Origin of the sequence: Mycobacterium neumannii (genome assembly GCF_002245615.1) — a bacterium.
GTDB lineage: Bacteria > Actinomycetota > Actinomycetes > Mycobacteriales > Mycobacteriaceae > Mycobacterium > Mycobacterium neumannii_A.
On record NZ_NKCO01000001.1, the window covers coordinates 338,397 to 358,708 of the forward strand.

General features: G+C 68.2%; 21 protein-coding genes. 7 read left to right on the plus strand and 14 right to left on the minus strand.

Translation table 11 applies throughout. From position 1 onward, the window contains the following. Positions 1-18 precede the first annotated feature (18 nt). From CEX88_RS01770 to dxr, 6 genes are all read right to left on the minus strand, one after another. The gene (locus tag CEX88_RS01770; protein ID WP_094292166.1) at positions 19-1,827 is read right to left on the minus strand and encodes a penicillin-binding transpeptidase domain-containing protein; all 1,809 of its coding nucleotides are present in this window, start codon (positions 1,825-1,827) and stop codon (positions 19-21) included. 190 nt (positions 1,828-2,017) lie between these two features. After that, on the minus strand, positions 2,018-2,674 hold the full coding sequence (locus CEX88_RS01775; RefSeq protein WP_066843060.1) for a GNAT family N-acetyltransferase: 657 nt from the start codon (positions 2,672-2,674) through the stop codon (positions 2,018-2,020). 26 nt (positions 2,675-2,700) lie between these two features. Beyond that, entirely contained in the window at positions 2,701-3,555 is an 855-nt protein-coding gene (locus CEX88_RS01780; RefSeq protein ID WP_094292167.1) for a GNAT family N-acetyltransferase, read from the minus strand. Positions 3,556-3,609: 54 nt separating this feature from the next. Continuing rightward, positions 3,610-4,785 carry a flavodoxin-dependent (E)-4-hydroxy-3-methylbut-2-enyl-diphosphate synthase gene (gene ispG, locus CEX88_RS01785; protein WP_082693885.1) on the minus strand — a complete coding sequence of 392 codons (1,176 nt, stop codon included), beginning with the start codon at positions 4,783-4,785 and terminating at the stop codon, positions 3,610-3,612. A gap of 15 nt (positions 4,786-4,800) precedes the next feature. Continuing rightward, a complete protein-coding gene (locus CEX88_RS01790) occupies positions 4,801-6,024 on the minus strand; it encodes a M50 family metallopeptidase (RefSeq protein WP_094292168.1) in 1,224 nt (407 codons plus the stop codon). Further along, on the minus strand, positions 6,021-7,211 hold the full coding sequence (gene dxr / locus CEX88_RS01795; RefSeq protein WP_094292293.1) for a 1-deoxy-D-xylulose-5-phosphate reductoisomerase: 1,191 nt from the start codon (positions 7,209-7,211) through the stop codon (positions 6,021-6,023). Before dxr ends, CEX88_RS01790 begins: the two co-directional genes overlap by 4 nt. Positions 7,212-7,389: 178 nt before the next feature. On the opposite strand from dxr, the gene CEX88_RS01800 reads away from it, so the two are divergent. Together CEX88_RS01800 and CEX88_RS01805 are read left to right on the plus strand one after the other, a co-directional pair. Further along, on the plus strand, positions 7,390-8,058 hold the full coding sequence (locus tag CEX88_RS01800) for a fasciclin domain-containing protein (RefSeq protein ID WP_094292169.1): 669 nt from the start codon (positions 7,390-7,392) through the stop codon (positions 8,056-8,058). Positions 8,059-8,233: 175 nt separating this feature from the next. Continuing rightward, a complete protein-coding gene (locus CEX88_RS01805; protein ID WP_068198312.1) occupies positions 8,234-8,815 on the plus strand; it encodes a fasciclin domain-containing protein in 582 nt (193 codons plus the stop codon). 78 nt (positions 8,816-8,893) lie between these two features. On the opposite strand, the gene CEX88_RS01810 is transcribed toward CEX88_RS01805, so the two are convergent. Together CEX88_RS01810 and CEX88_RS01815 are read right to left on the minus strand one after the other, a co-directional pair. After that, complete coding sequence (locus tag CEX88_RS01810) at positions 8,894-9,304, minus strand: ester cyclase (RefSeq protein WP_094292170.1); 411 nt, start codon at positions 9,302-9,304, stop codon at positions 8,894-8,896. Continuing rightward, positions 9,301-10,173 (minus strand): TIGR03619 family F420-dependent LLM class oxidoreductase, encoded by an 873-nt coding sequence (locus CEX88_RS01815; protein ID WP_094292171.1) that lies wholly within the window; start codon positions 10,171-10,173, stop codon positions 9,301-9,303. The genes CEX88_RS01810 and CEX88_RS01815 overlap by 4 nt, the downstream gene beginning before the upstream one ends. Before the next feature lie 39 nt (positions 10,174-10,212). Here CEX88_RS01815 and CEX88_RS01820 point away from each other — a divergent pair, with 39 nt between their 5' ends. Then, positions 10,213-11,505 (plus strand): cryptochrome/photolyase family protein, encoded by a 1,293-nt coding sequence (locus tag CEX88_RS01820; protein WP_094292172.1) that lies wholly within the window; start codon positions 10,213-10,215, stop codon positions 11,503-11,505. On the opposite strand, the gene CEX88_RS01825 is transcribed toward CEX88_RS01820, so the two are convergent. After that, on the minus strand, positions 11,498-12,355 hold the full coding sequence (locus CEX88_RS01825; RefSeq protein ID WP_231987694.1) for a mycofactocin-coupled SDR family oxidoreductase: 858 nt from the start codon (positions 12,353-12,355) through the stop codon (positions 11,498-11,500). The two genes, CEX88_RS01820 and CEX88_RS01825, sit on opposite strands and share 8 nt — an antisense overlap. A 93-nt stretch (positions 12,356-12,448) precedes the next feature. On the opposite strand from CEX88_RS01825, the gene CEX88_RS01830 reads away from it, so the two are divergent. Beyond that, positions 12,449-12,703, plus strand: coding sequence for a DUF2631 domain-containing protein (locus CEX88_RS01830; protein ID WP_066843080.1), 255 nt, complete (start codon positions 12,449-12,451; stop codon positions 12,701-12,703). On the opposite strand, the gene CEX88_RS01835 is transcribed toward CEX88_RS01830, so the two are convergent. Next, positions 12,700-13,251, minus strand: coding sequence for a hypothetical protein (locus CEX88_RS01835; RefSeq protein WP_238381918.1), 552 nt, complete (start codon positions 13,249-13,251; stop codon positions 12,700-12,702). The two genes, CEX88_RS01830 and CEX88_RS01835, sit on opposite strands and share 4 nt — an antisense overlap. A gap of 106 nt (positions 13,252-13,357) precedes the next feature. Beyond that, positions 13,358-14,785, minus strand: a complete 1,428-nt coding sequence (locus CEX88_RS01840) for a WS/DGAT/MGAT family O-acyltransferase (RefSeq protein WP_066843082.1) — start codon at positions 14,783-14,785, stop codon at positions 13,358-13,360. Positions 14,786-14,900: 115 nt separating this feature from the next. Between CEX88_RS01840 and CEX88_RS01845 the strand changes: the two genes are divergently transcribed. Then, positions 14,901-15,584 carry a DUF427 domain-containing protein gene (locus CEX88_RS01845; protein ID WP_094292173.1) on the plus strand — a complete coding sequence of 228 codons (684 nt, stop codon included), beginning with the start codon at positions 14,901-14,903 and terminating at the stop codon, positions 15,582-15,584. Between the two features lie 76 nt (positions 15,585-15,660). On the opposite strand, the gene CEX88_RS01850 is transcribed toward CEX88_RS01845, so the two are convergent. Further along, positions 15,661-16,578: an LLM class F420-dependent oxidoreductase gene (locus CEX88_RS01850; RefSeq protein ID WP_094292174.1), complete on the minus strand. Its 918-nt coding sequence runs from the start codon at positions 16,576-16,578 to the stop codon at positions 15,661-15,663. Between the two features lie 101 nt (positions 16,579-16,679). Between CEX88_RS01850 and CEX88_RS01855 the strand changes: the two genes are divergently transcribed. Then, complete coding sequence (locus tag CEX88_RS01855) at positions 16,680-17,609, plus strand: LLM class flavin-dependent oxidoreductase (RefSeq protein ID WP_094292175.1); 930 nt, start codon at positions 16,680-16,682, stop codon at positions 17,607-17,609. Here CEX88_RS01855 and CEX88_RS01860 read toward each other — a convergent pair. Continuing rightward, positions 17,606-18,769 (minus strand): acyl-CoA dehydrogenase family protein, encoded by a 1,164-nt coding sequence (locus tag CEX88_RS01860; protein WP_094292176.1) that lies wholly within the window; start codon positions 18,767-18,769, stop codon positions 17,606-17,608. The two genes, CEX88_RS01855 and CEX88_RS01860, sit on opposite strands and share 4 nt — an antisense overlap. Before the next feature lie 68 nt (positions 18,770-18,837). On the opposite strand from CEX88_RS01860, the gene CEX88_RS01865 reads away from it, so the two are divergent. Beyond that, positions 18,838-19,308, plus strand: a complete 471-nt coding sequence (locus CEX88_RS01865) for an SRPBCC family protein (RefSeq protein ID WP_094292177.1) — start codon at positions 18,838-18,840, stop codon at positions 19,306-19,308. Between the two features lie 89 nt (positions 19,309-19,397). Here the strand turns inward: CEX88_RS01865 and CEX88_RS01870 are convergent, their stop codons facing one another. Beyond that, positions 19,398-20,312: an alpha/beta hydrolase gene (locus CEX88_RS01870; protein WP_094292178.1), complete on the minus strand. Its 915-nt coding sequence runs from the start codon at positions 20,310-20,312 to the stop codon at positions 19,398-19,400.

Sequence of the window (20,312 nt, forward strand, 5' to 3'; positions counted from 1 at the left end):
TACGGCGATGACGCCCGATCAGGCCAGGTAGTCCGGCGGCAGTCCGTCGAGCATGCCCTTGAGCATGCGCACCGCGTACTCCGAGGAACCGCCCCCGACGATCATCGCCGCGAACGCCATGTCGCCGCGGTATCCGGCGAACCAGGAGTGCGAACCGCCCGCGAACTCCGCCTCACCGGTCTTGCCGCGCACGTCGCCCGCGCCCTGCAGGTCCTCGGCGGTGCCGTTGGTCACCACCAGTCGCATCATCGGCCGCAGCCCCTCGACGATCTTCGGGTCCATCGGTGCCGGGCTCTCGGCGACCTCGGTCTCTTTACCCTGGATCAGTTGCGGGACAGGGGTTTTGCCGGCGGCAACGGTCGCCGCGGCCAACGCCATACCGAACGGGCTGGCCAACACCTTGCCCTGACCGAAGCCGTCCTCGGTGCGCTCGGCGAGGTCGACGGTGGGCGGTACGGAGCCGGTCACGGTCCTCAGCCCGGGGATGTCGTAGTCGGCGCCGATGCCGTATTTGGCCGCGGCCATCGTCAACCCGCGCGGCGGCATCCGGCTGGCCAGCTCGGCGAAGGTGGTGTTGCAGGAACTGGCGAACGCCCGCGACATCGGCACGGTGCCGAGGTCGAAGCCGCCGTAGTTGGGCACGGTCCGGTGGCCGATGTCCATGGTGCCGGGGCACGGAAGCATCGTGTTCGGAGTGGCCATATCGCGTTCGATGGCAGCTCCGGCGGTCACCATCTTGAACGTCGACCCGGGCGGATACAGGCCGGTGGTGGCGATGAGGCCCTCGGTGTCGGCGGCGGCGTTCTGCGCGACGGCCAGGATCTCACCGGTCGACGGTTTGATCACGACGATCATCGCCTTCTTGCCGGTGAAGTTGACCGCGTTCTGCGCGGCGACCTGGACCGACCGGTCGAGGCTGATCCGGATCGAGGGTGCGGGATCCCCCGGCACCTCGTTGAGTACGTCGACGTCGACGCCGTTCTGGTTGACGGTGACCACCCGCCACCCCGCGTCGCCGGCCAGTTCACCCGCGACCGCCCTCTTGACCTCACCGACGATCGCCGGCGCGAAAGTCTCGTCGGTAGGCAGCATTTCGGCCAGCGGCGTGATGACCACACCGGGTTGCGCACCGATCGCGGCGGCCACCCGGTCGTGGTCGGCCTTGCGCAGCGTGATCAGGTTCAGCGGCTGTTTGGACGAGCTGGCCTGCTCGGCGAGCCGCTGCGCATCGAGTGTGTTGTCGAAGGGCCGCAATGCGTCGACGACGGCCCGCGCGGTCTGCATCAGCGACCCGCCGGCCTCGCGCGCGTCCAGCGAGTAGCTGTACAGGTATCCCGGCACCAGCACCTCGGTACCGCCCCGCTCGATCACCGACGCCCGCGGGGGCGCGTCGGCGCGCAGCGCGAAGGTCTGGTTCTCGCCGAGCCGCGGGTGCAGGCCGGTGGCGCTCCACCGCACCATCCACCGGCCCTCGTCGCGGACCATGTTCAGCTGTCCGTCGTAGGTCCAGGTGCGGTCTTTGGGCAGATGCCACGTGTAGCGGTAGGTGACGCTGCCGGTGTCCATCGCGTACTTGGAGCCCAGGATCTGCGTGTCCAGGTGGGTGGCCTGCAGCCCGGCCCACGCTTCGTTGAGGTCTTCGCGCGCATCGGCGGGCCGGTCGCTGAGTTCGGCCGCGCCCGCGGTGTCACCGGTCGCGAGGGCCGCGAAAAACTTCTCGGCGGCGGTCTCGGGTCCGGCGGGCTTGGGCGTACAAGCGCTGTTGAGGCCGACGATCAGGATGCCGACCGCGGCGAGGCTCACTATGCGTGTGACTGAAGATGCCATTGGGACAGATGTTACGAAGTCGAGACCTGCAATCCCGGGAGGCGCACCGCATTGCGGAGCCGGTTCTCGGGTTGGAGGGGCTTAGCCGGTTGATCGCATGCACCCAGTGGGTGGGATCAACCCGTTAGAGCCCGCAGCGCACGCCGGCGGGGCGCAGCGTCGAGCGGCGCCCAGGCAGCGTCGGGTGTGCTCAGCCCGCGGCCGGCGCCCGCACCACCAACGGCACTCCCGGGAAGTAGGCGGCCATCTCCGAGCGCGACTTGCGCAGCGCCGCGGTGCCGTAGCCCTGCTTGCGATGGTCGGGGTGGATCCAGATTCGCACGTTGACCTCGCCGGAGACCAGGTCGCCGAACACCATGCCGATCTTCTCGGCGCCGTGCACCGCGACCAGCCAAGCCGCCTCCTCGGCGTCGACGCGCCGCAGGCCCGCGCGGATCTCGTCGTCGAGATCGCCCGCGGGAGCGCGCGACCCGTCGCCCGCCTCGCGCACGTCCTGGGTGCGCGCGGCGAAGATGTCGCGATCAGCATCGGCGATGAACGGGCGCAGCGCCATGCTGTCGGCGCTGCGGGCGGGCTCACCCATGGTGAAGCTGAGCTGGTTGTTGAGGTCCTCGAGTTCGGCGGCGATCCGGCGCCGTGACACCTTGGTCAGCCGATCGAAGGACAGCCGCAGCACCGCCTCGGCGGCCGTGTGCGATGCGCCGAGCATGCTCGCGATCGACTCGATCGCGGCGTCGTAGTCCTCGGAATCGACGATGACGTCGAGCAGTTCGTGGCGCCGTTCCAGGGCGCGCACCATCGTGTCGGCGATCTCTCTGCGCGCGATTGTGCGGTCGTCGTCAGCCATGCCGTGAGCGTAAATCAGTCGGATCGTCAGTCGAGCAGAACGGTGGCGAACGTTCCCACCCGTCGGAAGCCGACGCGGTCATAGGTGGCGCGCGCGACGGTATTGAAGTCGTTGACGTACAGGCTGGCCGTGCGCCCAGAGCGCACCACCGCTTCGGCCAGCGTGGCGGTGCCCGTGGTGCCCAGACCGTGCCCGCGCCAATCGGGGTGCACCCACACGCCCTGGATCTGCCCGACGGTGGGCGACTGCGAACCGACCTCGGCCTTGAAGACCACCTCGCCGCGCTCGAAGCGGGCCCAGGCCCGGCCCGCGGCGATCAGACCGGCGACCCGCCTGCGGTATCCCCTGCCCCCGTCGCCGAGCCGCGGGTCGATGCCGACCTCACCGATGAACATGTCGATCGAGGCGACGAGATAGGCGTCGAGCTCGTCGGCACGCACCTGACGCACAGCCGGATCGGTCGCACACGACGGCGGCGTGCTCAGCGCCAGCAGCGGCTGATGCTCGCGCACGTCGCGCGCGGCGCCCCAGGCGTTTTCGAGGCGACGCCACATCGGCAGCACCAACTCGGCCCGACCGACCAGCGAGGAGCAGCGGCGTGCGGTGCTCATCGCCTTCTCGGCGAACGCGTGCAGGTCAATCATGTCCCCGCGCAACGGAATCAGGTTCGCACCGGCGTAGCACAGCGATTCGGTGGGCCTGCGCCGCGTCCACAGTTCCCCGCCGATCGCCGAAGGCTCCACACCGTACTCGGCCACCCGGCAGGCGACCATGCACGAGCCGACCGGATCCTCGTCGAGCACCCGCATCACGGCGCCGACGTCACGCACCACCGAGACCCGTCGTTCGTCGACGTGACGAAACAGCGGCGGTGCCGACATGGGATCTCTTTCTAACCGACACCGGGCGGCTCTACCCGGTGTTTGGGATCACATTCAGCTTACGGTCACGACCGGCGAACCGCTGGCATCTGTTCCACGCTCTTCAGCGATTCGCATGGCCTCTTCGATCAGCGTCTCGACGATCTGGGCTTCGGGGACGGTCTTGATGACCTCACCCTTGACGAAGATCTGGCCCTTACCGTTGCCGGACGCCACCCCGAGGTCGGCTTCGCGCGCCTCGCCGGGACCGTTGACGACACAACCCATCACGGCCACGCGCAACGGGACGTCCATGCCTTCCAGCCCGGCGGTGACCTCGTTGGCCAACGAGTAGACGTCGACCTGGGCGCGCCCACACGACGGGCACGACACGATCTCCAGCGACCGCGGACGCAGGTTCAGCGATTCGAGGATCTGGTTGCCCACCTTGACCTCTTCGGCGGGCGGCGCCGACAGCGAGACGCGGATGGTGTCGCCGATGCCCTTGGACAGCAGCGCGCCGAACGCGACCGCCGACTTGATCGTGCCCTGAAACGCCGGACCCGCCTCGGTGACGCCCAGATGCAGCGGGTAGTCGCACTGCGCGGCCAACTGCTCGTAGGCGGCCACCATGACGACGGGGTCGTTGTGCTTGACGCTGATCTTGATGTCGCCGAAGCCGTGCTCCTCGAACAGCGAGGCCTCCCACAGCGCGGACTCGACCAGCGCCTCGGGTGTGGCCTTGCCGTACTTCTCCATGAAGCGCTTGTCCAACGACCCCGCGTTGACGCCGATGCGGATCGGGATGCCCGCTGCGCCAGCGGCCTTGGCAACTTCGCCGACGCGGCCGTCGAACTCCTTGATGTTGCCGGGGTTGACGCGCACGGCCGCGCAGCCGGCGTCGATGGCGGCGAAGATGTACTTCGGCTGAAAGTGGATGTCGGCGATCACCGGGATCTGGCTGTGGCGGGCGATCTCGGCGAGCGCGTCGGCGTCCTCCTGCCGCGGGCACGCCACCCGCACGATGTCGCAGCCCGACGCCGTCAGTTCGGCGATCTGCTGCAGCGTGGAGTTGACGTCGTGAGTCTTGGTGGTGCACATGGACTGCACCGCAATCGGGTGGTCGCTGCCGATGCCGACATCGCCGACCATGAACTGACGGGTTTTGCGTCGCGGCGCCAGAACCGGTGCCGGGGGCGCCGGCATGCCCAGTCCTATTTGTTGAGGTCCGCTCTGTTGGCCGGAGGCCATTTACTCTCCTACTGCTTACTGGAAGATTCTGATGGGGTTGACGAAGTCGGCGGTCACGGTCAACAGCATGTAGCCGGCCACCACGACGAGGATCACGTACGTGGCGGGCATCAACCTCAGGTAGTTGACCGGAGCCGCGGCCACCTTGCCGCGTGCCGACCGGATCGAGTTGCGGATTTTCTCGTAGAACGCGATCGCGATGTGGCCGCCGTCGAACGGCAGCAGCGGTACGAGGTTGATCGCGCCGAGCACGAAGTTCAACTGCGCCAGGAAGAACCAGAACGCCACCCACAGCCCCTGATCCACGGCGTCGCCGCCGATGATGCTGGCGCCGACGACGCTGATCGGGGTTTCGGGATCGCGCTCCTCACCGCCGATGGAGCGCACCAGCGCGCCCATCTTGGTCGGCAGCTTGGCCAACGACTTGCCGATCTCCACGGCGAGGTCGCCGGTGAACGCGATCGTCGCGGGCGCCGCCGACAGCGCGTTGTACTGCGTGGGCCCGAACTGCGCCGCGGTGATGCCGACCGTGCCGACCGGAACAGGTTCGGCGAGATCACCCTTGGCGACCCAGCGCTGGGCGGGCACGACGTCGACCAGGGTGGTGAACTCCTCGCCGTCGCGCTGCACGGTGAACTCGGTCGGGCCGTCGAGCGCGCGGACGGCGGTGACCAACTCGTCGAAGTTCGCCACGGGCGTATCGCCGATCTTGACCACCGTGTCCCCGGCTTGGATGCCCGCGGCCGCGGCGGGAGAGGGTGCCAGGCAGTCGCCGAGCTGACCCCTGTTGACTTCGGCCTTCACACACGACGTCTCACCGACGATCGCGGTGGTCGGCGCGTGCAGGTTGGGGAGCCCCCACACCACGGCGATGCCGTAGATCAGCACCAGGCCGATGACGAAATTCATGCCGGGGCCGGCGGCCAGCACCGCGACGCGCTTCCACGTCTTCTGCTTGTACATCGCGCGGTCCTGCTCGTCGGGCGCGAGCTCCTCCACCGACGTCATGCCCGCGATGTCGCAGAATCCGCCGAGCGGGACCGCCTTGACGCCGTACTCGGTGCGGTCGCCGAGCTTGTTCGCCCGCCAGGTCGCCCACAGCGTCGGGCCGAAGCCCACGAAGTAGCGGCGCACCTTCATTCCGGTGGCGCGCGCCACCCACATGTGGCCGCATTCATGCAGGGCCACCGAGACCAAGATGGCCAGTGCGAACAGCACGACACCGGTGAGCCACATCATCTGGTGGTGATTACCTTCCGCTCGACCGCGCGCGCGGCACGGTCACGCGCCCACTGCTGGGCGTCAAGTACGTCATCCACGGTAGCTGGTTCGGCGGCCCACTGGTCGGCAGCGCGCAGCACGTCGTCGATCGTGCGCACGATCGCCGGGAAGCGGATGCGCCCGTCGAGGAACGCCGCCGCCGCCTCCTCGTTGGCGGCGTTGTAGACCGCCGTCAGGCAGCCGCCCCCTTCTCCGGCCCGCCGGGCCAGCATCACGGCGGGAAACACCTCGTCGTCGAGCGGCTCGAAATCCCAGGTCGACGCGGTGGTGAAGTCGCAGGCTGACACCGCCGCGGGCACCCGTTCGGGCCAGCCGAGCGCCAGCGCGATCGGCAGCTTCATATCCGGCGGGCTGGCCTGAGCCAGCGTGGAACCGTCGGTGAACGTGACCATCGAGTGCACGATCGACTGCGGGTGCACCACCACCTCGATGCGGTCGTAGGGCACGCCGAACAGCAGGTGCGTCTCGATCAGCTCGAGCCCCTTGTTGACCAGCGAGGCCGAGTTGAGGGTGTTCATCGGCCCCATCGACCAGGTGGGGTGGGCGCCGGCCTGTTCGGGCGTGACCGACTCCAGCCGCTCGGCGCTCCACCCGCGGAACGGGCCGCCCGATGCGGTCAACACGATCTTGGCGACCTCGTCGGGGCTGCCGCCGCGCAGGCACTGCGCCATCGCCGAGTGCTCGGAGTCCACGGGCACGATCTGGCCTGGTCGGGCCGCCTTTTGAACCAGGGGGCCACCGGCGACCAGCGACTCCTTGTTCGCCAGCGCCAGGCGAGCGCCGGTCGCGAGCGCGGCCAGCGTCGGTTGCAGCCCGAGCGCGCCGACGAGCGCGTTGAGCACCACGTCGGCATCGGTGTTCTCGACGAGCTCGGTGACGGCATCAGGCCCCGCATACGTGACGTCGCCGACGCGAGCGGCGGCCGCCTTGTCGGCGACGGCGATATTGGTCACACCCGTCGCGGCGCGCTGCCGCGCCAGCAGGTCAGGATTACCGCCGCCTGCGGCCAGGCCGACGACCTCGAAGCGGTCGGGGTTGGCGGCGATGACGTCGAGCGCCTGCGTCCCGATCGATCCGGTGCTGCCGAGGATCAGCACGCGTCGCCGGCCTGATGCCGCGTCGCCGCGCTCGGCCCCGCCGGAAATACTCACCGAACCATTGTGCCGCCTGCCGGTGCCCACTCGTCAGCCCGCCGAGCGCAGGCACACCCGTTTCGCAGATGTGACGTGAATCTGACGGGATCCATCCGTTGGCCGCTCCGGTCCGAATCCCCGGTGTCACAGCAGAGGACGGCACCGCCCGTCCACGACAAGGGAGCAGCGCATGAAGATCAAGTTCGGCAAGTCCGTATCCGCGGCGGGTGTGGCCGCGGCCGCGATCCTGACCCTCTCGGCGTGTTCGAACGACGCCACCTCCGCGGCGCCGTCGGCCACGGCGGAGTCGGCATCGACCAGCGTCGCGCCGGCCCCGATGGAGCAATCCATGGACCCGGCCGGCAGCCTGGTGGGCGCCGGGTGTGCGGCGTACGCCGAGCAGGTGCCGTCGGGCCCGGGTTCGGTCAACGGAATGGCGCCGTCCCCGGTGACCGTCGCCGCCTCGAACAACCCGATGCTCACCACCCTGACACAGGCGCTTTCCGGACAGCTGAATCCGAACGTCAACCTCGTCGAGACGCTCGACAGCGGTGAGTTCACGGTGTTCGCACCGACTGACGACGCGTTCGCCAAGATCGACCCGGCCACCATCGAGACGCTCAAGACCGACTCGGAGTTGCTGACCAGCATCCTGACCTACCACGTGGTGCCGGGCCAGGCCAGCCCGGCTCAGGTCGCCGGCGACCACAAGACCGTGCAGGGCGCGACCGTCACGGTGACCGGTGAGGGCGACAACCTGAAGGTCAACGACGCGGGCCTGGTGTGCGGCGGAGTGCGCACTGCCAACGCGACGGTGTACATGATCGACACCGTCCTGATGCCGCCGGCCGCCTCCTAGGCCGCTCCCGGGCGGGGCGGGCCCGGAATCGCTTTCGACTCCACATGCGCGGTTCCGGGCCCGTCGCAACCCCGATCGGAAATTGCCACCCATCCGACACGTCGTCGGCACCGAATAGAGATCGAAGCAAAGATCCGACGGCACAAGCCGTCCCGTCCCGAATGGAGCACGAGTGATGAACGCAAGGAAGAGATTGGCCGGCGCAGGGTTGGCCGCGTTGGGAGCCACCGCCCTGATGTTGGGCACCACCGCCACGGCCCAAGCCGAGATGGTCGGACCCGGCTGCACGGCATACGCACAACAGGTGCCTGCCGGTCCGGGCTCGGTGACGGGCATGGCCCAGGATCCGGTCACGGTTGCGGCTTCGAACAACCCGCTGCTGACCACGTTGACGAAAGCTGTTTCCGGACAGCTGAACCCGAATGTCAACCTCGTCGAGACGCTCGACGGCGGCCAGTTCACGGTGTTCGCGCCGACCGACGATGCGTTCGCCAAGATCGACCCGGCCACCATCGAGACGCTCAAGACCGACTCGGAGTTGCTGACCAGCATCCTGACCTACCACGTGGTGCCCGGCCAGGCCGCTCCGGCTCAGGTCGTCGGCACGCACAAGACAGTGCAGGGCGCCGATGTCACCGTGACCGGTCACGGGTCTGACCTGCGGGTCAACGACGCCTCGGTGGTGTGCGGCGGCGTGCAGACGGCCAACGCCACCGTCTACCTCATCGACACGGTGCTGATGCCCCCGATGAACTGATTTGCGCCACAGCAGGATCCGAGGGCAGCCCGGTACCCCCGAACCGGGCTGCCCTCTCCTGCCGGCGTCAGCCCCGTCTCAGCCCGCCCCGAGTTGCCGCAGCAGCCCGTGCAGGTCGAGTTGGCCGCGGTGGGCGACCAGCGTGTCGCCCTGAAACCGGTCGATGTGGATTCCGGTGACCTCGACCTTGGTCCCAGTCGGCGGGATGCCGCGGAACTCGCCGTCGTGGGTGCCGGTGAACGTGAACCGCGTGATGCCGTGCGAACCGTCGACCAGTATCTCCTCGATCGCGTGCCGTCCGTCGGAGAAACCCCGGGTGAACTCCTCGAGGTGCGACTGCCACTCCTGCCACCCGAGGGCCGGTGGTCCGTCGACCTCGACGACCAGCCGTGGCGAGACCAGGCTCTCGACCGTCGCCCAGTCCCTGCGGTCGATCGAGGTGTAGAGGCACTCGACCAGTTCGCGGATCTCGTCCTCGGAGAAGGTCATGGCCGCACCTTGGCGATGATGGTCTCGGCGAATCGCTCGATGGGCTCCCGATACCGCTCCACCCCACCGGGTTCGAGGTCCAAACCCATCCACGGACTGCACATCACCGCGGTGATGCCTGCGTCCTCGGCCCGCTTGTACAAATCCGGTGACGGCGGCTCGAGCAGCGCCAGCATGATGCCGAACGGTTCGTTCTCGCGGCCGTACTCGCGAAGCAGCGCGCGCAACGTCTGGGCGTAGCCCACGGCATCGTCCCACCGGTAGGCGTAGCCGACCCACCCGTCACACAGCCGTGCGGCGCGGCGCAGCGCGGCGTCGGACTCCCCGCCGCACAGGATCGGCACCGGGCCAACCGGATGGGGTTCGATCATCAGCTCCGGCACCTGGTAGTACTCGCCGCTCCACGACACCCAGCCGCCGCGCCACAGTTCGCGCAGGGCGGGGATCATCTCGTCGAGCCGCTTGCCGCGGGTGCGGAAATCCTGGCCCATCAACTCGTACTCCTCGCGCATCCAGCCGACGCCCGCGGCCAGCGACACCCGGCCGTCGGACAGCACCGATGCGGTCGCGACCTGCTTGGCCACCTCCAGCAGCGGTCGCGCCGGCGCGATGTACACGGCGTTGGAGAACCGCAGCCGCGTCGTCACCGCCGCCATCGCACCGATCTGCACCCAGCAGTCAGGCCAGGCGGTTTCCGGTGCCCACATCGGCTTTCCGGTCGGCGAATCCGGATACGGCGAACTGAGTTCGCGCGGATAGATCATGTGGTCCGAGCACACCATCCCGTCGTAACCGGCCTCGTCGAAGGCGCGGGCGAGCCCGAGGATCTCTGACGTTTTCATGAACGCGGTGCCCGACCAGAACTCCATCCTGTTTCTCTACCGCGATTTCAGGGCAGCATCAATGCCATGCCCACATTGTTGTGGTTTCGTCGCGATCTGCGCCTGAGCGATCTGCCCTCGCTGCTGGCCGCGGCCGCCGGCGACGGCGAGGTGCTCGCCTGCTACGTCCTCGATCCCCGGCTCGAAGCGTCGGCGGGAGCCCGTCGACTGCAGTACCTCTACGACGCGCTGCGCGATCTGCGCGACGGCCTCGGCGGCAGGCTGTACGTCACGCGAGGCCGGCCTGAAAAACGAATACCCGTTGTCGCCAAGGCGATTGGCGCGCCGGCGGTGCACATCTCGGCGGACTACACGCCGTTCGGTCGGCGGCGCGACGACGCCGTGGAGGCCGCACTGGGCGATATCCCCCTCGAGGCGTCGGGTTCGCCGTACCTCGTCTCCCCCGGGCGGGTGACCAAACCCGACGGCGGCCCGTACAAGGTGTTCACCCCGTTTCACCGGGCTTGGCGCGAACACGGCTGGCGCGCGCCCGCCGCGTCCGGCCTGAAATCGGCGCGCTGGCTCGACCCCTCGGAAGTCGCGGGCGCGGTGGACATCCCGGATGCGGGGGTCGCCCTCGACATGCCCGCCGGTGAGACGGCGGCCCGCAAGCAGTGGAAGTCGTTCGTGGCCAACGGACTCGATACGTATGCCGACGACCGGAACCGCCCCGACCGCAGCGGCACCAGCCGCATGTCGACGCATCTGAAGTTCGGCACCATCCATCCGCGCACCATGGCCGCCGATCTCGGCCGGGGCGAGGGCGCGCAGGCGTACCTGCGGGAGTTGGCGTTTCGCGACTTCTACGCCGCGGTGCTCGCCGAATGGCCCCGCAGCGCCTGGTGGAACTGGAATTCGTCGTTCGACGACATGGAGGTCGACGACGGTCCCGACGCACAGAAGCGGTACGAGGCCTGGAAAGAGGGCAGGACGGGCTACCCCATCGTCGACGCCGGCATGCGCCAGCTCGCCGAGACCGGCTGGATGCACAACCGGGTCCGCATGATCGTCGCCTCCTTCCTGGTCAAGGACCTGCATCTGCCGTGGCAATGGGGTGCGCGCTGGTTCCTCGAGCAGCTGGTCGACGGCGACATGGCCAACAACCAGCACGGCTGGCAGTGGGCCGCAGGCACCGGGACGGACGCCGCACCGTTCTTCCGCGTCTTCAACCCGACCACCCAGGGTGAGAAGTTCGATCCCGACGGCAGTTACGTGCGGCGCTGGGTGCCCGACCTCGACGACGACAGTTATCCGGAGCCGATCGTCGACCACGCCGCCGAACGCAAGGAGGCGCTGCGGCGGTACTCCGAGATCACTTGATGATCTGGCCCCCGTCGACCGGCAGCGCAACCCCGGTCAGGTATCTGCCGGTTGCGCCGCACAGGTACACCATCGCGTCGCTGATCGCCTCCGGCTCGACCGGTGGAACGTTGAGCAGCGGCTGCTGGCTGACACTGAACGCCGGATGCTCACCTGACCACTGCGCCAACGCCTCGTTGTAGATCATCGGGGTGGCCACCCCGCCGGGGTGAACCGAGTTGACGCGAATGTTCTTCTCCGCCAATGCCCGCGCGAAGTGGCGCATCACGCCGATGACTCCGTGCTTGGCGACCGTGTAGCCCGCCGCGCCATGGTTCATGGTGCCGAAGTCGACGGTGACGGGTTTGAACGCGGCCGCCGAACTGGTGATCACGATCGCGCCGCCGTCGCCGTGGGCGAGCAGGGCCGGCAACGTCGCGGTGATCGTGTAGTAGACGCCGTTGAGCATGACGTTCACCGCGTCGACGAACGCGGAGATCCCGCGGCCCTGCTCGCCCGCGGCGGGCAGGATCCCCGCATTGGCGAGCACGAAGTCGATACGGCCGAACTCTTGGGCGCCCTTGGCCGCGATCTCCTGCATCCGCTCCAGGTCGCGCACGTCCCCGCGTTCGGCGATGATCCTGCGGCCGGTCTTCTCCACCAGGTTGACGGTCTCGTCGAGGTCCTCCTGCGTCGCCATGGGGTAGGCGACGCTGTCGATCTGCTCGCACAGGTCGACGGCGATGATGTCGGCGCCCTCCTCGGCGAACCGCACGGCGTGCGCCCGGCCCTGGCCTCGCGCAGCGCCGGTGATGAACGCGACTTTGCCCTCGAACTGCATCCGTTGCACTCCTTGCGTCCGCGGTGTCATGACGCATCACCCTACGGCTGGGCTTAGTAGGTCCCCTGTGTTGGGCATATGCCAGAATGTCGGCAGTACCGAGCCCGACCATGAGGAGCAGCCGTGGCCAACACCGAGGTGCAGCGACACACCGGGGTGGACGTCGAAGACGTGCCGTCCGCCGAATGGGGCTGGTCGAAGGAAAACCCCAAGTTCTTCCACATCGGCGGCATCATCGCGGCGCTGTTCCTGCTCTCGCTCATCCACGGCAACCACACCGGGCGCGTCGAGGACATCTTCCTGGTCGGATTCGCCGTGCTGATCCTCGGCGCGGTCGCGCGCGACTGGTGGCTGCGTAAACGGGGCTGGATCCGCTAGACCGGATTCAGCGGCCGCAGGGAATCGACCCCCAGGTCGAACAACGTCTCCGTGACGTCCACACCACGCGTCAATCCGGCCGCGGCCAGGGCGTGTGCCTTGAACGCGCGGGCCGCGACACTCAGCCGGTGCTCGATCGTGTCGATGCGATCACCGTCACCCGGCCGGTCCTGACCCCAGGCCATCACCTCCACGCCGCGCTTCGCCAGCTCAACGACGCGGGTGCGGACCTGCGGATCGTCGCGCAGCAACGCCGTGCTGACCGCCAGCACACCGTTGCGGGGCACGTCGCGCAGGACGGCCTCCGAGGTCTCGTCGACGGTGGCAGCACCCAGGATCGTCAGCGGCCGCTCGTCAGCGCAGTGCTCGACCCAGACGTCGACATCCCATCCCGCCTGCGCCCGGTCGAACAGCCAGCCGCCGGCGGGCCCGATCACGTCGGCCAGGTCCGCCGCCAGCACCGTCAGGTGATGGCGGTTGGCCGGGCCGTCGGCGGCCGAAGCACCGTCCACCGACACGACGTCGTCGGGAAAGGTTCGAGTTGCCATAGTTCCTATCCGATCGGTCAGCGGCGCCGGTCGAGGGGCTGTCGCGGCGCCCCTAGAGCGTGACACTATTGTGGCGATCTGTAAAGGTCCGAGGCTGCGGTGTAGGTCAATGCGATGCTGCGGCCAGCGGGAGGGCCGATGCCACGGTGGCCAACTCGCCGGGGAGCCCGGCCGCGCGGCGGATCTCGGCGAAGGACTCCAGCAGCGCGTCGGTGGCCTCATGCGGGTCATCGAGTGTGCGATCGTCGGTCAGCACCGAGATGGCGAGTTGGTCGACGTAGCTCCACACGGTGATGTTCATCCCGCTGCCGGTGACCACCGGGCCCACCGAGTAGATCTCGCTGAGCACACCGCCAGCGATGTGCCCGCGGTCGCGGGGCCCCGCCACGTTGGAGATGGTCAGGTTCATCACCGCGCCGGACTCCATCCGACGCGCCTGTAGCCGAAAGAATCTGGGTGCCAACGCCGGCGGCAGGTACGACATCCACGCCGGCAGCACCGCCGGCCCGAGCAGCTGGTGGCTCTCCTTGGCGATCCTGGTCGCCACTGCGGTGAGCCGGACCCGTTCGAGCGGGTCGGCGATGTGCACCGGCAGCGACGGCATCATGTAGGTGAACTCGTTGCCCGTCAACCGATCTGGCGAGGGATTGGTGCTGACCGGGACGCCGGCGATCAGCGGTGCGTCGGCGTGCCCGTCGTAGCGCAGCAGCAGCGTGCGCAGCGCCCCGGCCGCGGTGGCCAGCACGATGTCGTTGAGCGTCACACCCAGATGCCTGCCGGTCTCCTTGACTTCGGCCAACGACAGCGGGGCCGTCGCGAAGCGGCGTCCAGGGGACACGACGTGGTTGATGAAGGTCTGCGGCGGGGCGAAGCTGCGGGCCAGGTCGGGATGGCGGCCGCGCTCCTTGGCGCGCTTGCGCACCCGGGCGACACCCGCGGCCGTCTCGTTGACGAGCCTGGGGAGTCGGCGGATGAGGTGCGCGTGGTCGCGGCCCGCGGCCTTGACCAGCTGCGCGGTGCTGCGCATCGCGGGATCGGCGACGGCGCGAACGGGCGTCGGCGTCTCGTCCTCCAAGGCCTTGGCCAATTGGTTGGCCGAGGCCACGCCGTCGGCCAGCACGTGATGAACCTTGTGGATGATCGCGACGCGCCCGTCGGCCAGCCCCTCGGCGACGTACATCTCCCACAATGGCCGGCTGCGGTCCAGCGGCGTGCTGGCGATCTGGCCGATCAGGTCGTCGAGTTCGCGCCGTCCACCCGGCGGCGCGACGTGTGCTCGCCGCAGGTGGTAGTCGAGGTCGATGTCATGGTTCTCCCACCACATCGGATGGTGCAGCCGCAGCGGGATGTCGACGAGTTGGTAGCGCAGTGCCGACAGCGCGAGCAGGCGCGGATAGGCGACCTCCCGCAGCATGTCGAAGCTGTAGTTCTCGACGCCCGACACGTCGAGGATGCCGATCTTGAGGGTGTGCATGTGGACCTCGGGCGTCTCGCTGTACAGCATCAACGCGTCCACGCCGTTGAGTCGCTTCATACCTCCCCGCATCCCCCTCGCCCAGCCGACGCCTACCGGTTTCCCAATCGTGCTCCTTCTCAAGCGCGTTCGGTCAAGAGGTGACGATCTGCCCGAAATTTGTCAGGCTGACGGCATGACCCTCGTCGCCGCCCGCGGACCGCTGAGCAACGATCCGGCCGGCTGGTTCACGCCCCCGCTGCCCGACGACGTGGTGTTCGTCGAACCTCATCCGCGCCGCGTGCAGGCCCTGCGCGGCGGTCGCACGGTGCTCGACACCGAGCGGGCGTTGATGGTGCATCGGCGCGACCATCCGCTCAGCTACGCCTTTCCCGTCGACGAGGTCGGCGACCTTCCGAGTGAGCCGGTGGTCGAGGCGCCCGGATACGTCCGCGTGCCGTGGGACGCCGTCGACACCTGGCTCGAGGAAGGCCGCACGCTCGTGCACTATCCGCCCAACCCTTACCACCGCGTGGACTGCCGTCCGACGCACCGCGCGCTGCGGGTGACGGTGGCGGGTCAGGCACTGGTCGACACGGCCGAGACGGTGATCGTGTTCGAGACGTCGCTGGAGCCGCGCCTCTACGTCGACCCGTCGCACGTGCGAACCGACCTGCTGCGGCCGTCGCCGACCACCACCTACTGCAACTACAAGGGCTACGCGTCGTACTGGTCGGCCGTCGTCGGCGACACGGTGGTCGAGGACGTCGCGTGGAGTTATCCGGAACCGCCGCCCGAGACGCTGCCGATTGCGGGTTTCTTGAGCTTCGACCCGGAGCGCGTCGAGATGTCGGCCGAACTGCCCTCACCCGACCGATAACCCCCGCGCCGAAACTGAATCTGTGCTCGATATTCCGCCGAAATTTCGCACAGAAGTTCAGATTCGGCGACCGTAGCTAGGCTTTGGCGATCACCGACTCCCCGAACCGCTCGATGGTGTCGAGCACGTGCGCGAGGCTGTCGCCGGGAAGACCGACCTGAACCCATGTCACCCCGATCCCGGCCAGCTTCTCCAAGCCGGACAGGTACGCATCGGCGTTGAAGTCATCGCCGCCGGGGCTGCCGCCGTCGGGGTTAGTGAACGTGACGTCGATGCGCGCCCAGTCGCGTCCCGCCTCGTCGAAGCGTCGGCGAAGGTCCTCGACGCCGGAGGTCAGTGCGTCCACGTCCATCGGTGCCGTGCGCGCGGTCTGGGCCAGTACGGCCGGTGCGGGGAACGGGCACCACCCGTCGCCGTAGGCGACGACGCGTTTGCGGGCGGCGCCGGTGTTGCCGCCGATCCAGATGGGGGGGTGGGGATCGGTGACGGGCCGCGGGTGCGCGGTGATCCCACTGGCGGTGAAGTGGCGGCCCGAGTACGAGAAGTCGTCGGTGGTCCAGATGCCGCGGATCACCTCCAGCGCCTCCTCGAACAGGGCGGCGCGCTCTTCGAAATCGACCCCGAGCGCGGCGAATTCGCGTTTCAGGTAGCCGACCCCCACACCGAGCGTGAACCGTCCCTCCGACAACAGGTCCAGGGTGGCACCGGCCTTGGCGACCACGAACGGATTGCGGTACGGCAGCACGACGATGTTGGGGATGAGCCGCAGCGTGGTCGTGGTCGCGGCCGCATAACCCATGGCCACGAACGGGTCCACCGCGTCGTGGCCGCCGGCGTTCAGCCAGCGCTCAGTCGGCGCAGGGTGGTCGGTGAAACCGAAGCCGTGAAACCCCGCGGCCTCGGCGGCGGCTGCGACCGTCGCGATTCCCCTGCCGGTGACCAACTCCGGGTTGTACGGATGGGTGTGCATCGGGTGGGTGAAGGTGAACCGCATGTCTTTGTGTCCCGTCTAGAACATTCTTCTCGTTTTCCGAGAATGTCGTTACCATGCGAACCGCGGAAAGTACAGCTTCCACAGCGAGGGGAACTGCGGACATGGGCAAGCCCGAGATCGGCGTGTACCTGCCTCAGATGGGCTTCACCTACGGGCAGATGCTGGATCGCACCCGGCGCTGCGAGCAACTCGGCATCGACTCGCTGTGGCTCTACGACCATCTCTACGGCCCGGGCGTTCCGGACTATCCGTCGCTGGAGGCGTGGACGCTGGCCACCGCGCTGCTCAGCAACACCGAACGCATCCGCGTCGGACACATGGTGCTGTGCAACCAGTTTCGCCATCCCGCGGTGCTGGCCAAGATGGTCACCACACTCGACCAGATCTCGGCCGGCCGCCTGCAACTCGGGCTCGGCAGCGGGTCGATCGAGGACGAGCACAACCGGGTGGGGCTGCCGTGGGGGTCGTTTCGCGAGCGTTCCGAACGCCTCGGCGAGACGCTGGAGATCCTGACCCAGGCCTTCGCCGAGGAGCGAATCGACTTCAGCGGCAGCCACTTCACCGTCACGGACTTCCCCGTCAAGCCCGGTCCTGTGCAGCAGAGGCCGCCCATCGTGGTCGGCGGTGTCGGCGAGAAGTACACGCTGCCGTTGGTCGCGCGCTACGCCGACGTCTGGAACGTGCCGACGTACGCACTGGGGGAACTGCAGCACAAGGTGTCGGTGCTGCGTGCCATCTGTGAGGACGTCGGCCGGGATGCGTCGAGCATCGTGCTGTCGGTCGAGGCGGTGATGGCACTGGCACCCGACGACGCGTCGCTGCCGGATGTGAAGCGGCTAGCCGAGAAGCGTTTCGGCGCACCGGCATTCGGGCTCACCGAAGGCGGCCTGATGGGGACGCCGTCCGCCGTCGTCGACCGGCTGCACGAACTGCACGAACTCGGTTTCGGCCAGATTGTGCTGTTCACCCACGATCGCGCGTCCGACCAGACGTTGGACCTGCTGGCCGGCGAGGTGATCGCACGGCTCTAAGCGGGCCGCTTCGCCGGTGGCGAGTAGTTCGGCCTGCCGAGCCCGAGTGCGTGCTGGGCGATCATGTTGCGGAACACTTCCAGCGTGCCGCCGTAGATACCGGCGGGTCCGGCCAGGCGGAAGGCGTACTCGACTCCCCCGTCCCCCGCCGCGCCCTCGGCGCCGGTCGGCAAGCTTCCTGCGGCGCCTACCAGATCCATCAGATCCGGTGCGACGTCGCGCATCGTCTGCGCGTTGGCCACCCGGCCGAACATTTCCGGCGTGCTCATCGCCGCCTCGATCCTGGCGATAGCGCGGCCGAGGCGATACCGCGCCGAATCCTCCTCGCCGACAACGGCGGCGATGTGGTCGACCGCCTCGGCGAGCAGTAGCAGGTGCTCGGTCATCGTCGCCAGTTTCTGCAGACCCTGGTCGTCGCGTTCGATGGTGCCGTGCTCGGCGTTGAGCGCCTCGCGCAACACCGACCAGCCGCCGTTGACGGCGCCGACGCGGTACTTGTCGTCGACGCGGACGTCGCTGTAGTAGGTGATGTTGGTGCGGTCGCCGTCGACGGTGCGGATCGGCTGGATCTCAATGCCCGGCGAGGAGAGCGGCACCAGGAACATCGTCAGGCTCTGGTGTTTCGGCGCGGCGGGGTCGGTATTGGTGATCAGGAAGACGTAGTGCGCGTTGTGAGCGTTCGATGTGAACATCTTGGAGCCGTTGACCACCCAGGCGTTGCCGTCGCGTACCGCCCGGGTCTTGCAGGTCGCGACGTCCGAGCCGCCCTCGGGTTCGGTGTAGCCCAAGCAGAGCCGGTAGTGCCCCGAGAGTACCTTCTGGAGTATCTCCTGCTTCAGTTCCTCGGAGCCGAACTGCTGCAGGCTTCGTGCCACCATCATCGTCGTCGGCCAGTGGAACCACGGTGCGTGCGAGCGCCCGATCTCCAGCTCCCAGATCCGTCGGCGAATGGCGTTGAACCCGCCTTCGGCCTCGGAGTTGAAGTCCGCGGCGAGGTATCCGCGCGCGGCGAGCGCCAGATGGACACCCTCGTCGAAGTTCTCGCCGGTTTCGCGGTCCCGCTGGATGACCTCGTCGGTGACGACGGAGCGCAGGAAGTCCCGGAGCTCGTCCTGAAACGCCCTGTCGTCCTCGCTCAGCTGCACGCGGGAGAAGTCCACCTGGACACCGTGACACTATTGCGGTTAGTTGTAAAGTCTTGAGCGGTTCATCCACGGAAGGCAGCACATTGGGCATCGTCACCACCAGTTCGGAGACCGCCTTTCGACACCCGGCGGAGACGATCTATGACTTCGTGACCAACCCGACGAACTGGCCCAAGACGTATCCCACCAGCGCCCACATCGGCGGACTGCCTGAGCACCTGCCGTTGCGCGTCGGCGACACCTGGACCGAGACCGGTCCCGACGGGAACCGCATCTTCACCTGGCACCTGGCCGTCGCCGCGCGCCCGACGATATGGGTCTTCACCTCGGTCGGCCGGCTCGGTCATGACAGCGACGGCAACGGCGGCATGGAGGGCCGCATCACCGTCGAGTACCACTTCACCCGGCCGGGCGAGGACATCACACTGTTCACCCGGACGATGACGGTCGAGGCCCCCAAGCACGCCCCGATGCCCGACGGTTTCTTCCGGGCGGTCAACCCGGCACACATCGACGCCTACCACTCCGCGATCGCCCGCGAACTCACCTCGTAAAAAACCCCCCGCGAGCGACCGTGTCTGCACACGACACGCCGCCATGTCACGACAATTTGTGGACACTCGCCGCCGGTGAGCGTCCGTACTCAGCTGCCGTGCAACGCGCGCCGCAACGCCGCGCCCTGCAGTTCGAACAGCCGGATGCTGGTGTCCCACTCGGGAAGCAGCGAGTCGAACCCGTGACAGGTGCCCGGAAACACGTGCAGTTCGGTCGCAACGCCGGCGCGCATCAGCCGCAGCGCATACTCCACCGCTTCGTCACGCAACGGGTCGAGCTCTGAGCAACTGATGAAAGCGTCTGCCACACCGGACAAGTCGGCCGAGCGGGCCGGAACCGCGGATGCATCGGCGGCCGTATCGCCCAGGTAGTGCCGCCACATCATCTCGGTGGCGGGCCCGTCGAAGCCCGGCGTCGTAGTGAACTCCGTCTTCGATTCGGTGGGCCGGTCGTCGAGCACCGGTTGGTGCAGCAGCTGAAACACCACCGGCGGCGCCGACGAGTCCGCCGAACGTTGCGCGAGTCCTGCCGCCAGCGCGCCGCCTGCGCTGCTTCCCGCGACCGCCAACCTGGTGGCGTCGAGTCCGAGTTCGGTCGCGCACTCGACCGTCCAGTTCAGCACGGCCAGCACGTCCTCGAGCGCCGCAGGGAAGGGATTCTCAGGCGCCAGCCGGTAGTCGACCGAAAGCACCGTACAACCGGCGCGCCTGGCCAGCTCGACGCACTGCAGGTGGTCGGTGTCGAGATTGCCCAATACGAACGCCCCGGCGTGACAGTAGATCACCGCCGGCGACGGTGCGGCCGCGCCGCGGTATATCCGCACCGGAACCGAGTGCGCCACCCGCTCTTCGATCTCGACGACGATGTCGTTGACCGCCCTGGCCGTTTCGGCGCGGCGCTGGTTGAGCGAATCGCGCACGACGCCGAGCAGTCCTGGCGACAGGTCGGTGCGGGCCTCCGCCAGGTGGCGCAGCGCGGGGTCGAGCCGCTCGGTGATGGTCAC